The following is a 12244-nucleotide window of genomic DNA, read 5'->3' as shown; positions in this document are numbered from 1 at the left end:
GTATCCGTTCATCGTGTCGCTCCGTTCTCGCGGTCGCGACCGTCGTCGGCGTAGGTCGCTTCGATCCGTCTGAGCAGCTCGACGGCGCGGCGCTCGCGGTCGTCCGTGACCGAGCAATCGCCGTAGCGGATGTCCTCGAACATCGTCCGCAACTCGTCGACGTGGGACGGATCCAGCCCCGCGTCCCGCGCCGCGGCCGCGAACTCTCCGGGCGTACTCGAGTCGGGTCGGTCGACGGAGAGCGGCTCCGTCATCTCGCGCCAGGCCCGGTAGACGTCGTTCTCGAAATCGTCGCCTTCCTCGATCCGATCGGCGGCGTCGCCGGCCGCGCGGCCGAGTTCGCCCCGCTGAACGGCGTCATCCGGTTCCGCGACGGGATCCGTCGATTCCCGACCCTCGTCGTCGCCGCTGTAGAACAGCGCCGCGAACGCCCCGACGATGGTCACCAGCAGAACGGTCAACACGAGCAGCGAGGGCAGGGTCGGCCCGGAAACGGAACCGTCGCCGTCGCCGCCGCCGAACGGACCGCCGGAGCCGTTCTCCGCGGGCGGCTGCAGATCGGCCGGCGGAGCCGGCGGCTCGAGGGTCTGGGTCCCGCAGCTGCCGGTGAGGACGACGAAGACGAGCACGACCAGCGGGAGCAAGGCGACCGAGAGCATGAGTGTTACTCTGGTATCGTACGATCGGGTCGCCAGCGCGGCGATTCCGACCGCGCCCAACACGAGCGCGAGGAACCCAAGCTCCGAGTCGAGGAACGCGACGCACAGTCCCGTGAATTCGAACGCCTCGTCTCCCTCGGCGCCGGAATCGGCCGCCGGGGGTTCACCCTGTTCCTCGACGTCGCTGGCGCCGCCGTCGGCGCCGCCGAACCCGCCGCCGCTCCCGCCGTTCTCGACCATCGACGGCAACGTCGCCGCCGCGAGCACGACGGCGAGACAGCACAGGACGGCGATCGCCACGACGCGACCCGTATCTCTGTCCACGCCCTTTCTTTCTTGTAATACGTGAAATGTTTTACTCCAGACCGGATCGACGCGAACTCGCGTCGAATTCGCAGTTCCGGGGCTCGGTACGGACGACTCGTCGCAGCGTACTCTCCGGTGTCACATTGCACGACGGCTTCCGGTAGACGCTACTGCAAACACAACTCCTTTTCGCGCCCTGTCCCTCCCTCCGCACATGGGAACGGAAGACGCCGAAACTGTTGTGCCCGGAACGTGTCCGACCGCGAACGGCATGCCGATGCTCGGGTTCGGAACCTGGCAGAACGACGATCCAGACCAGTGCGTCGAGAGCGTCCGAACGGCCCTCGAGGCGGGCTATCGTCACATCGACACCGCCCAAGCGTACGACAACGAGGCGGCCGTCGGCGAGGGGATCGCGGCGGCCGACGTCGACCGCGACGAGGTCTTCCTCGCGACCAAGGTCTGGCGCTCCAACCTCGCACACGACGACGTCCTCGAGACGGCTCGCGAGAGCATCGACCGGCTCGGCGTCGACTACCTCGACATGCTGTACATCCACTGGCCGACCGGCGAGTACGACCCCGAGGGAACGCTGTCGGCGCTCTCGGAGCTGTACGACGAGGGGCTGATCGAGAACGTCGGCATCAGCAACTTCCTCCCCGAGCAGGTCCAGGAGGCCGTCGACGTCTGCAACGCGCCGATCCTGGCCAACCAGGTCGAACTCCACCCGCTGCTCCCCCAGCCCGACCTCCGGGAGGCCTGCGAGAACGCCGGCGTCGAGGTCGTCGCCTACTCGCCGATCGCCCGCGGCGAGATCTTCGACCAGCCCGAGGTTCAGGACGTCGCGGCAAAACACGGCGTCAGCGAGGCCCAGGTCAGCCTCGCCTGGCTGCGCGAGAAGGGGGTCACCGCGATCCCGAAGGCGACCAGCGAGGAGCACATCCGCGACAACTGGGCGTCCCTGACTCTCGAACTGGATCGAGAGGACATCGACAAAATCGATAGCATCGACGAGACGCAGCGGCAGGTCGACCCCAGCTTCGCGCCCTGGAACTGAGACCTCTCGAGCAGCCGACACCGGCGAGAGACGCCGCCGACGCCGGTACGGTGGTCGATCGAGACATGTTTCTCTCGCGTGAAATTCAGGAAAGCTTACGGTACACCGGCTTTATGGCTCGCGTATGTCTACCCGCTCACGACAACGTGGCGGTGGTGGGTTCGTCGGCGCGATCAAGGCCGACGTACAGCGGTTACACGGTGCGTGGATGGAGCTCGTCTTTCCACGTCAGCGTGGCCGCGGCCACTCCGTCATGGGGAAGTGGAAGCCAGAAACGCTCCCCCAGAAGATCGGCTACAACGGCTGGAGTATCCTCGGACTATTCGGCTTACTGCTCCTCTACCCACTGACCGTCATCGGACTCGCAACCCGCTACTACGCGGCGAAACTCGACTCGACGCGAACCCGTCTCGGCATCGTCGGCGTCACGGGTGTCGCGCTGCTCGGCTGGGGGCTCCTGACCGTCGCCTGGGGCGCGATGTCGTACATGGAACAGGTCGACATTCCTATCGATTCGGTCCTCGCCGTCGCGGCGGCGAGCGCGGTCGCGACGGTGTCGACCGCGCTCGCGGCGACGTGTACCAAGGTCGGCGGCCGCGCGGTGACGGTGATCTTCGCCTATCCGTTCGCGATGACGGCGCTGTTCCTCCCGCCGGTCGTCGCGGCACTCGTGACGCCGTCGCTGCACCCGTACATCTTAGATCCCAGCTACGAGTTCGCCGCCTGGGCGCTCGACAACGTGCTCACCGTCGGCGGCGTTAACGACTACCTGCGGTCGAACTACCAACTCGAGGGCGCCGCCTACGCGGCGATGTGGCTCGGCATCTCGATCCCGCTGGGCTGGTTCCTCGGGGTCGTCGTCGCGCTGGCGAACCTGGTTCGTCCGTCGCAGTAGCCCTTTTCCGTCCGTTCAATTCTCCTGAACGGACTGCCGATTCCCGATACCATTAGGCGGCCGCTTCCCAAGGGCCGCACATGGAGTTCGACCTTCCCACGACCGCGGCCGCGTTTATCGCCGTCATCGCGATCGGCGTCGTCGGCCTGATCGCCGCACCGATGATGACCACGAACACCGTGTTGATGATGGTCGCGCCGTCGATGATCGTGTTCGGGTTGATCACGCTCGGCATCGGCATCAAATACGGCGAGTATCGCGCGACGGGACGATAACGACGGTCGGTCTCGGCGCTATCGCTACTGGTTCGTCGCGACCGTTACGATTTCGACCGCGCCAGCAGCGGCTCTCGAGCGAACGAAACCGAAAAATCGGCGGTGAGCACTCAGTTGGCGATCGACCGCGAGCGGCCTACATGTAGCCGAGGTCGCGCAGGCGCTCCATCAGGTCCTCCTTGTCCTGGGCGCGGCCAGCGCGCTCGGTCGTTCCCTCGAGGTCCTGCAGCCACGCGGGGTCCTCGTCGCTCTTCTCGGTGCTGACTTCGCTGCCGAGCGAGCGGAAGCCGGCGAAGTACTTCGGCGAGATCGGAATATCCTCCTGTTCGACACCCTCCGGGAGGTCGGTGTCGCTTTCGGGAACGTAGCCTTCCTCGGGGAAGTTCTCGACCGTGTCCGGCACCACGAAGTTCCAGAAGGCGTCCCAGACGGCGGCCTCGTCGAACTGCAGGATGGGCTGGATGCGGTCGTGGGGCGGGTAGATGTCGGGGTCGTGGCGCGGCGAGAAGAACGTCTCGTCGGCGCGGGCCTCCTGTTCGTCCCAGCGGACGCCGGAGATGACGCCGTCGATGTCGTGTTCTTCGAGCGCGTCGTTGAGCGCGACCGTCTTCAGCAGGTGGTTGCCGACGTAGGTGTCCAGCAGGAACGGGAACGTGTCCTCCTCGTACTCGAGGATGTTCTCGACGTGGTGCTGGTTGTGCTCGGAGAGGTCGTCGATCTCGATGTCGTCGCCCGGCTCGAGGTCGTGTTCCTCGGTGTACTCGCCGACGTCCTCGTTGCGCGCGTAGATGACTTCGAGGTCCCACTCGTCGGCCCAGTGGTCGACGAAGTCGTGGATCTCGTCGAAGTGCTGGTAGTGGTCGATGAAGACCGCCGGCGGTACCTCGAGGTCGAAGCGGTCGGCGACCTCCTTGATGAAGTACAGCGTGAGCGTGGAGTCCTTGCCACCAGTCCACATCACGGCCGGGTTCTCGTACGCCTCGAGACCCTCGCGAGTGACTTCGATGGCCTTCTCGATCTTGTCCTGAATCTGGGGATAGTCCTCGGGATCCTCGCCGTCGCCGTCCTCGTAGTCGACGTCGACGTAGTCGGGGAAGTTCTCGCTCATGTGGTGTAATTAGATATAATTAGGAGGGATAAACGCTTTGGGGGAGCGGAAACGTCTGTCGGAATCTGCGACGATCGGTCGGCGATGACGGTATCGCGAGCCGACGCGGATCTCGTTCGACGGAGCGAGTCAGGAACTGGATTTTCAGGTGCTGTACTGTGCGAACGACGGCTGCCCGTCGTGATCGATGAGCGGCGGGTCGACCCCACCGATCCGTGTGGTGTGTTCACTCGAGGGCCGGGACGGTGGCGTGATCGCGTCGCCGTTCGTCCGACGGGGCGGCGCAATACTTGCCGCAACCGGTGGCCGTCGGGACCGCCGACGAAAGCCGACGCTGTTCGGGACGCGGGCCTCCGAACGTCGGTCGTAGAATCGTTCGTCGACGATACGGATTCGGCCCCCGGGTCGGACGGGCGGTACAGTAGCGGCGCGCGGCCGGACCGGACGGCGAACTGGACGCGTCGTCGCGGTTACTCCTCGTCTTCCTCGACGACTTCGGGATCGCTCATCGCGCTCTGGAGGCTGTCGAGCCCGTTGATCCACTCCGTGACGAGGCCGTACTCGAGGTCCTCGGCGACGGACATGTCGAGTTCCTCGCCGTCGATGATGAGCGTGCCCGCCTGTGCAGCGTAGCCGAGCGCGGCGTCGAGATCCTCCTCGGCCTCGGCGTCGGCCGCGGCGCCGAGGTAGTCGCCGACGCTGCCCTCTTCGGCGGGGCCGCCCGCGATGTACTCCTCGGCGGCGAAGAAGACGCAGACGAGGCTCGTCTGGACGCCGTCGACGAGGATGAGTTTCTCCTCGTCCTCGATGTCGACCTCGCCGAGAACGATCTCGCGTACGTCGTTGATCTCCTCGAGCGCTTCCTCCTCGCCGAGTTCCCCGTCGTCGTAGGCGGCGACGATCTTGGCGATCGCGATCGCCGTGTCGTCCTGCAGGTTCAACAGGAGCCGGGCCGAGTCTTCGTCCTCCGGATCGATGTCTTCGTCCTTGATGCGGCCGATCCAGTTCTGCCAGCGTTCCTCCGAGTAGAACTCGGTCGGGGGATTGCTCATACAGACACCTACACCGGCCGCTTGAAATGCCTTTCTCTACTCTACGCCGAGCTTACTGAACCGAAACGTCGGCTTTAGGCCCGCTCGAGCGTCCCTTCCGTGTCGATTCCGTACACGCGTTCCGGCGTCTCGACGTGGGCGATACGGACCGCATCCTCGCGGTCGTTTTCGAGCAGCCAGCGGACTCGCCGGGGCACCGTCTTCGGCCCGAGGACGGCGCCGGGGCGGTCCGGATCGTCGATGTAGTCGGTCTCCATCAGGAACGGCTCGCCGCGCTCGGCGGCGGTCTCGAGGCGATCCTTCTCGCTCATCACGCTCGGTACCGGGCCCTCGAGGCGACCGCTCGCGTAGTGTTTGACTACCTTGTGTGCCGGGAGGCCGGCTTCCTCGGCCCAGTCGGTGACCTCGGTCATGTCCTCGCTGGCCTCGGCGTGTAACTGGACGGCGCAGTCCAGTTCGGCGCCACGCTCGAAGGCCCGGCGCATGACCGCGTTCGAGGCCGCCCACACGTCGTCGTCGACCTCGTAGTGGGGCCGACCCGACTTCAGGGCCAGCGCCTCGCCGGACTCGACGTACTCCGCGGCGACGTCGATCCCCGCCTGCATCAGGTCCCGCGCGTCGTCGGGACTGAAGCCGCGGTCGTCGACGAGCCGCGTGATCAGTCCGGGGTGGACCCCCAGGACGGGCCAGGCCCGCCCGTCGAGTTCGCTCGAGGCCTCGTCGACGATCTCGATCGTCCGCTCGAAGACCGCGCGGAAGTCCTCGCCGGTCTCGGCCTCGACGCCGAGGTGCCAGGAGGGTTTGTTCACGACCAGCAGGTGGGTGCCGCCGAGGCGGGCGAAGTCGCGGACGGCGTCGATGCCGCGGTGGTTGTCCGGATCGAGGTGGAGGTGGTTGTCGAGGACCGGCGTCTCGTCGTCGAGCATGTGCGCTAGTGGGCCGACCGAGCGTGAAAAATCTCCGACTTCGGTCGAGTCGCCGGACCCCCTCGCGGCTAAATCGCCCGGCGATACTTGCAGTGCGGGCAGTAGACCGTCCGCTGGCGAACGATCAGGAGCGACTCCCCGCACTTGCACAGGCCGCCGACAGAGATGTCGTTGGTTTCCTGGACGATCCCTCGCAACGTGTTCTCCAGCCGGTCGATGTCCCGTTCGGCATCGTCGAGTCGCTCCTCGAGTTCGCGGAGCCGTCGAGAGTGCAGGTGGCGTCCTCTCATGGGGGTAGGGCTGGACCGGCTTCTGTGATCCATGGACTGAGTAACGACTCGCGAGCGATTAAGCGTATGGGGGAAAGTAGCAAGCGAAGAGACAGTGGTTACGCGTCGGGCGCTGTCGCCGGGAGCGTCACGGTGAACGTCGTCCCCTCGCCCGGCTCGGAGTCGACGCCGATCTCCCCGCCGTGGTTGGTGACGATCCGCCGGCAGAGCGCGAGGCCGATTCCGGTGCCGGGAAACTCCCCGATCGCGTGGAGCCGGTTGAAGACGTCGAAGATCTGGTCGTGGTAGTCGGGATCGATCCCGATCCCGTTGTCCGCCACGGCGAGTCGCCACTTAGGGCCGCACTTCGTCGCGTCGACCTCGATGCGCGGCGATTCGTCGCCGCGGTACTTGATCGCGTTGCCGATCAGGTTCGAAAAGAGCTGCTCGAGTTGGGTCCGATCGCCCCTGACCGTCGGGAGCGCGCCGATCTCGACCGTCGCCCCGCTCTCCTCGATCTGTACCTGGTGGTCCGTGACGACGGTCTCGACGACGGCCTCGCAGTCGACCGGCTCGAGGGTCGTCTCGCCCGTCTCGATCCGGGAGAACTCGAGTAGCCCGTCGATCATCTCGCGCATTCGATCGGCGCCGCCGACGGCGAAGTCGATGTACTCGCGCGCGTCCGCGTCGAGGTCGTCGCGATAGTTTCGCTCGAGCAACTGGAGGTAGCTCGAGACCATCCGCAGCGGTTCCTGGAGATCGTGGGAGGCGATGTAGGCGAACCGCTGGAGCTGTTCGTTCGACTCCTCCAAGGCCTCGATCGTCTCGTCGCGCTCGACTTTCGCCGTCGTTCGCTCGTAGAGCGTGCCCAGCATGCGATCGACCTCGCGGTCCGGACGGTCGGGGCCGAAGCACTCCTCGGGCGGGATGTAGTAGAAGTTGTGGCAGACGGCGCCGTCATAGACGAGGTGGGGGTGGGTGCGGACGATGTCACAGAGGATCTCCGCCGGGATCACGTTTCGGTCGTACTGGCAGAGCGCGATGCAGTCCTCACCGTCGAAGAGGTCGTTGACCCGACTCTCGTACTCCATGAACTGCTCGAGGCTCGTTCCCTCGTCTACGATCCAGGTCGTCTCGGCGCTGATGCGCAGCCCCGCGTAGTCGTCGCGAGCCGCCTCGATGGCGTCCCGGTAGCACTCGAGCATGTCGTCGGGATCGAACCGGCCGGTTCGGAGGTAGGTCTCCCCGATCGTGTGGAAGGTGAGCGCGCCGGATTCCGTCGCCGCGTCGACGTCGATGCCGCCGTCTTCCATCGCCGCCGTCATCTCAGCCCTCGTGTTCTCGTTGACCACGTACATGCAGCGTTCGCCCCGCTCGAGGCCCTGGCGCACGAACGGGACGACGGCCGCGAGCTGCTCGTCCCGGTCCTCGTAGATCACCGCGAGGTGTTCGTTCGGCTCGTGCTCGCCGAGGGACTCGACGGGACCGCGAAATTCCGGACTCGAGCGCAGGGCGTCGAGTCCGCTCTCCAGTCCGAGCGGGCCGTTGGACTCGCCGCTCCGGACGTCAACCGCGGTCTGCTCGTCGTGACCGAAGGAACACATGCTGATCTCTTAAAAGAGGGGCGAGCATGAACGCTTCGGCACGGCGCATCAACCGTCGAGACGGTCGTTTCGCGTCAGTCGCCGAGCGTGATCGCTTCGTCGGCCGCGTTCCGCAGGGCGTCCGAGCGGCCGTACGTGCCCGGCGCGATGGCGACCGTCTCGACGCCGACGGTGCCCGCGTACTCGAGGACGGGCTTGAAGTCGGTGTCGCGGGAGCCGATCGCCAGCCGATCGATCGTGCCGTCGCCACAGAGGGCGGTCGCGTCGACGGCGAGTTTGACGTCGACGTCGCCGCTGGTGACGATCACCTCGAAGCCGCGGGCTTCGGCGGCCTGGATGAGCCCCGGCGTCGCGTGCTCGTCGAGGTAGAGCCGGATGACGCCGACGCGACCGAGGTCCCGCGCGGCGTCCCGGAGGTCGTTCAGGTCGACGTCGAACTCGTCGCGGAAGACGTTCGGCCCGTCGACCAGCAGCCCCACCGTCGGCTCGGTTTCGGGTAGCGTGCCTGCGCGGCGAGCGAGACGGGCGCGAACGCGGTCGAACATACACTGGCCGTTTCAGCGGCCCCGAGATAGGTGTGACGGATCGACTCGAGGGGGAAAACGCGTCGGTCGGTTGATCCAACGTCGACCGAGTTGTTCCGGGAGTTCGACCGGGCTCTAAACGGTTACCTTCACAGGTTCAGCACTTACTTGGATACCGTATTTCTGTTTGATACACTCGCCCGAATACGATGTTGAATAAATCTCCGTTCGTTCGAGAAGCGTTTACTACGGGCCGTTAGTTGTGCTTTCCGTCAGATGAAACGGATTGGTCCCCGTGACGACGACGAGAGCGGTATCGCCTGCGATCGACGGACGTTCCTGGTCGGCGGCGGAGCGCTCGCGCTGGGCGGACTGCTGGGCTCGAGCGGCCTCGGCGCGCCGTCGGATCGCGGCCCGTGGCCGGAGACCGAGGAGTTCGTCGTCGGCTTCTCGCCGACGGTTTCGGACGTCGCGGCAGCGGCGCACGCCGCGGTTCCCGACGCCGTCGACGTCCGTCACTCGAACGAGATGATCGGATACGCGACCGTGTCGCTTCCGTCGGTGTCGGAGCGAGTCCGAGACGGAGCCCTCGAGGCGATCGCGGCGACGGACGTCGTCGAGTACGTCGAACCGAACGCGTCCCTCCACGCGTCGGTCGTTCCGAACGACAGCGAGTACGGCCGACAGAGCGCGCCCCAGCAGGTCGGTTGCGAGACGGCCTGGGAGACGACCGTCGGGAGCGAGGACGTGTCCGTCGCCGTCGTCGATCAGGGCGTCCAGTCCGACCACCCCGACCTCGAGGGCGCGACGGGCGAGGCGGGCGCGAACTTCGTCGGGAGCGGCGACGATTCCTCCCCGGCCGCTGCCGACGAGCGCCACGGCACCCACGTCGCCGGCATCGCCGCCGGCGCGACGGACAACGGCGTCGGGACGGCCGGGATCAGCGACTGTTCGCTGCTGACAGCCCGCGCGCTCGAGGGGAACGGACAGGGCTCGCTCTCGAACATCGTCGACGGGATCCAGTGGGCCGCCGACGCCGGCGCCGACGTCATCAACGTCTCGTTCGGCGCGCCCCAACACTACGAGACGCTGTCGTCGGCCTGCGAGTACGCCCTCGAGCAGGGAGCCCTGCTCGTCGGCGCCGCCGGCAACGAGGAGAGCGAGACCGTCGACTTTCCCGCGGCCTACGAGGACGTCGTCGCCGTCGCGGCCCTCGACGGCGACGGGATCGCGTCGTACTCCAACGTCGGCCAGGCGATCGACGTCGTCGCGCCGGGGACCGACCTCCTCTCGACGGTCCCCTGGGACGACTACGCGCGGATCTCGGGCACGTCGATGGCGGCGCCGGTCGTCGCCGGCGTCGCGGGCCTCGCGCTCTCGGCCCATCCCGACCTCTCGCCGCTGGAACTCCGCGAGCACCTCCTGGCGACGGCGACCGATCTCGGCCTCGACGAAACCCGTCAGGGGGCGGGCCGGGTCGACGCGGCCGCGGCCGTCGAGACGGCGCCGTCTCCTGACGGTGCCAACGGGGACGCGACAGGCGGGTAAAGCGACGAACCTGTTCGTGTTAGCGCCGAGTACCGCCTCGAGTCGGGGCACCGTTCCGACCGACTGACGATCGCGGTACTGCGATCGGTGCCGATCGAGCAGCAACCGCCGGGCCGTTGTTTTCGGCCGGCGACGGCTGCCTGAATGGCCGCCTCTACCAGTTCACGTTTTAATAGCCGACTCGGTTCCGTTCACGCTCACTCGAGCCGGAACAATCTCGAATAAACAACACTCGGTTCGATAAGAGTTTACTAATTTCAAGATCTGTTGACTGTCGCTTCATGACACAAAACGGTCCCCGAGACGGAGACGCGGACGGCGGCTACGAGAGACGACGGATTCTGGCCGGTGCCGGCGCGCTCGCCGCGGGCGGGTTGCTCGGCGCGAGCGGGGTGGCCAGCGCGACCCCGGAGCGAAAACCGAGGCCGAAGAAAGACGAACTCGTCGTCGGTATCTCGGCGTCGGCGCCGGACGTCGCCCGCGAGGCGCGCGCGGCCGTCCCCGGCGACGCGGACGTCGTCCACGCTAACGAGACGATCGGGTACGCGACCGTCAGCTTCCCCTCCGAAGCGCCGGCCCACGCCCGCGAGCAGTTCATCGAGGCGATCGAGCGGGCCGAACACGTCGAGTACGTCGAACGGAACGCGACCGTCCAGTCGTTCGGCGAACCCGACGACACCTACTACGGCCACCAGAGCGCCCCCCAGCAGGTCAACTGCGAGGCGGCCTGGGAGACCACCACCGGGAGCGCGGACGTCCTCATCGCCACCGTCGACCAGGGTGTCCAGTACGACCACCCCGACCTCGAGGGCGCCGTCGACGACCGGCTGGGCGAGAACGTCACCGGACACGGGAGCGATCCGTACCCGTCGGCCGGCGACGAACAGCACGGGACCCACGTCGCCGGCATCGCCGTCGCCGAGACGGACAACGGCCGGGGAACGGCGGGGGTCAGCGACTGTTCGCTGCTGGCCGTGCGCGCCCTCGACACGAGCGGGCAGGGGTCGCTCTCGGACATCGCCGACGGGATCCAGTGGGCCGCCGACGCCGGCGCCGACGTGATCAACCTCTCGCTGGGCGCCGCCGACGACTACCGGACGCTGGCCGCGGCCTGCGAGTACGCCCTCGAGCAGGGGGCTCTGGTTGTCGGCGCCGCGGGCAACGCGGGCGCCGACGGCGTCGCCTACCCCGCCGCCTACGAGGACGTCATCGGCGTCTCGGCCCTCGAGGGCGAGTCGGTAGCCGACTTCTCCAACACGGGGCCGGAGATCGACCTCGCCGCGCCGGGGGCCGGCCTCGTCTCGACGGTCCCATGGAGCGACTACGGTCGCATGACCGGAACGTCGATGGCGACCCCCGTCGTCGCCGGCGTCGCGGGCCTCGCGCTCTCGGCCCATCCAGATCTCTCGCCGCTGGAACTCCGCGATCACCTCCTGACGACGGCGACCGACCTCGGCCTCGAGGCGACCGCGCAGGGCGCCGGCCGGGTCGACGCGGCTGCAGCCGTCGAGGCGGATTCGAACGCGAACGAGAACGCCGTCGGCACCGACGAGGACGCCGGTCAGTGCGGCGACGAGACCGTCCGCGCGAGGGCCGACGGCTCCCTCTCCGGCGGCTGGTGGGGCGAGAGCGATCGGTACGTGTACGCGCCCCGCACGAGCGATCCGTGTTCGGCGACGATCACGCTCGAGGGGCCCGCCGGCGCCGATTTCGACCTCTATTGCAACGTCGACGGCGAGTCGCCGACGCGGTGGGACCACGACGAGTCGTCCGCGAGCGACGGCGCCAGCGAGGCGATCCAACTCGAACTCTCGGGCGACGAGGATCTGCGCATCCAGATCCACGCGAACGCCGGCAGCGGTTCGTACACGATACGGATCGAAGAACTGGGTCGGTAACAGTAGCTAGTAGCGGGGCTTTTTGTTCAGTCCGGGCAGTGTAAATCGCGTTCAGTACAGCCCGCTTGCCTATCGATATCGTTGCACCGATCCGAAACTATCGGTGTACGGGACGGCTGCGAC

General features: G+C 67.0%; 12 protein-coding genes. 5 read left to right on the top strand and 7 right to left on the bottom strand.

The annotated features are described in order from the left end of the window. Nucleotides 1–8 precede the first annotated feature (8 nt). Nucleotides 9–983: a DUF4129 domain-containing protein gene (locus C477_RS13505; RefSeq protein ID WP_008895059.1), complete on the bottom strand. Its 975-nt coding sequence runs from the start codon at nt 981–983 to the stop codon at nt 9–11. Nucleotides 984–1179: 196 nt separating this feature from the next. Between C477_RS13505 and C477_RS13500 the strand changes: the two genes are divergently transcribed. The 3 genes from C477_RS13500 to C477_RS13490 all read left to right on the top strand — a co-directional run bounded on the left by C477_RS13500 (nt 1180) and on the right by C477_RS13490 (nt 3192). Beyond that, complete coding sequence (locus tag C477_RS13500) at nt 1180–2022, top strand: aldo/keto reductase (RefSeq protein ID WP_049914531.1); 843 nt, start codon at nt 1180–1182, stop codon at nt 2020–2022. Nucleotides 2023–2146: 124 nt separating this feature from the next. Further along, the gene (locus C477_RS13495; protein WP_049914530.1) at nt 2147–2917 is read left to right on the top strand and encodes a hypothetical protein; all 771 of its coding nucleotides are present in this window, start codon (nt 2147–2149) and stop codon (nt 2915–2917) included. 80 nt (nt 2918–2997) lie between these two features. Continuing rightward, nucleotides 2998–3192: a DUF7333 family protein gene (locus C477_RS13490; RefSeq protein ID WP_008895056.1), complete on the top strand. Its 195-nt coding sequence runs from the start codon at nt 2998–3000 to the stop codon at nt 3190–3192. Nucleotides 3193–3328: 136 nt separating this feature from the next. Here C477_RS13490 and C477_RS13485 read toward each other — a convergent pair whose 3' ends face one another. The 6 genes from C477_RS13485 to C477_RS13460 all read right to left on the bottom strand — a co-directional run bounded on the left by C477_RS13485 (nt 3329) and on the right by C477_RS13460 (nt 8696). Continuing rightward, complete coding sequence (locus tag C477_RS13485; RefSeq protein ID WP_008895055.1) at nt 3329–4300, bottom strand: phosphoadenosine phosphosulfate reductase family protein; 972 nt, start codon at nt 4298–4300, stop codon at nt 3329–3331. Nucleotides 4301–4770: 470 nt separating this feature from the next. Further along, nucleotides 4771–5352, bottom strand: coding sequence for a DUF2150 family protein (locus tag C477_RS13480; RefSeq protein WP_008895054.1), 582 nt, complete (start codon nt 5350–5352; stop codon nt 4771–4773). Between the two features lie 74 nt (nt 5353–5426). Then, nucleotides 5427–6278, bottom strand: a complete 852-nt coding sequence (locus C477_RS13475) for a TatD family hydrolase (RefSeq protein WP_008895053.1) — start codon at nt 6276–6278, stop codon at nt 5427–5429. Between the two features lie 68 nt (nt 6279–6346). Further along, nucleotides 6347–6568, bottom strand: a complete 222-nt coding sequence (locus C477_RS13470) for a hypothetical protein (protein WP_008895052.1) — start codon at nt 6566–6568, stop codon at nt 6347–6349. A 98-nt stretch (nt 6569–6666) separates the two neighbouring features. Next, nucleotides 6667–8151 carry a sensor histidine kinase gene (locus C477_RS13465; RefSeq protein ID WP_008895051.1) on the bottom strand — a complete coding sequence of 495 codons (1485 nt, stop codon included), beginning with the start codon at nt 8149–8151 and terminating at the stop codon, nt 6667–6669. A gap of 74 nt (nt 8152–8225) precedes the next feature. Further along, nucleotides 8226–8696 carry an NYN domain-containing protein gene (locus C477_RS13460; protein ID WP_008895050.1) on the bottom strand — a complete coding sequence of 157 codons (471 nt, stop codon included), beginning with the start codon at nt 8694–8696 and terminating at the stop codon, nt 8226–8228. Between the two features lie 255 nt (nt 8697–8951). Between C477_RS13460 and C477_RS13455 the strand changes: the two genes are divergently transcribed. After that, nucleotides 8952–10223, top strand: a complete 1272-nt coding sequence (locus tag C477_RS13455; RefSeq protein ID WP_008895049.1) for a S8 family serine peptidase — start codon at nt 8952–8954, stop codon at nt 10221–10223. Nucleotides 10224–10504: 281 nt separating this feature from the next. Next, nucleotides 10505–12121, top strand: a complete 1617-nt coding sequence (locus tag C477_RS13450; protein WP_008895048.1) for a S8 family serine peptidase — start codon at nt 10505–10507, stop codon at nt 12119–12121. Nucleotides 12122–12244: the final 123 nt, after the last annotated feature.

It is taken from the genome of Haloterrigena salina JCM 13891, assembly GCF_000337495.1.
Classification (GTDB): Archaea; Halobacteriota; Halobacteria; order Halobacteriales; family Natrialbaceae; genus Haloterrigena; species Haloterrigena salina.
Note: the sequence above shows the minus strand (reverse complement) of the source record. Positions and strands in the feature narration are given on the sequence as shown.

What these genes read in the sequence shown, in the direction of transcription:
- C477_RS13450 (WP_008895048.1), top strand. Translation starts at nt 10,505, where the DNA reads ATGACACAAAACGGTCCCCGAGACGGAGACGCGGACGGCGGCTACGAG.
- C477_RS13455 (WP_008895049.1), top strand. Translation starts at nt 8,952, where the DNA reads ATGAAACGGATTGGTCCCCGTGACGACGACGAGAGCGGTATCGCCTGC.
- C477_RS13495 (WP_049914530.1), top strand. Translation starts at nt 2,147, where the DNA reads ATGTCTACCCGCTCACGACAACGTGGCGGTGGTGGGTTCGTCGGCGCG.
- C477_RS13470 (WP_008895052.1), bottom strand. Translation starts at nt 6,568, where the DNA reads ATGAGAGGACGCCACCTGCACTCTCGACGGCTCCGCGAACTCGAGGAG.
- C477_RS13485 (WP_008895055.1), bottom strand. Translation starts at nt 4,300, where the DNA reads ATGAGCGAGAACTTCCCCGACTACGTCGACGTCGACTACGAGGACGGC.
- C477_RS13480 (WP_008895054.1), bottom strand. Translation starts at nt 5,352, where the DNA reads ATGAGCAATCCCCCGACCGAGTTCTACTCGGAGGAACGCTGGCAGAAC.
- C477_RS13460 (WP_008895050.1), bottom strand. Translation starts at nt 8,696, where the DNA reads ATGTTCGACCGCGTTCGCGCCCGTCTCGCTCGCCGCGCAGGCACGCTA.
- C477_RS13500 (WP_049914531.1), top strand. Translation starts at nt 1,180, where the DNA reads ATGGGAACGGAAGACGCCGAAACTGTTGTGCCCGGAACGTGTCCGACC.
- C477_RS13490 (WP_008895056.1), top strand. Translation starts at nt 2,998, where the DNA reads ATGGAGTTCGACCTTCCCACGACCGCGGCCGCGTTTATCGCCGTCATC.
- C477_RS13465 (WP_008895051.1), bottom strand. Translation starts at nt 8,151, where the DNA reads ATGTGTTCCTTCGGTCACGACGAGCAGACCGCGGTTGACGTCCGGAGC.
- C477_RS13475 (WP_008895053.1), bottom strand. Translation starts at nt 6,278, where the DNA reads ATGCTCGACGACGAGACGCCGGTCCTCGACAACCACCTCCACCTCGAT.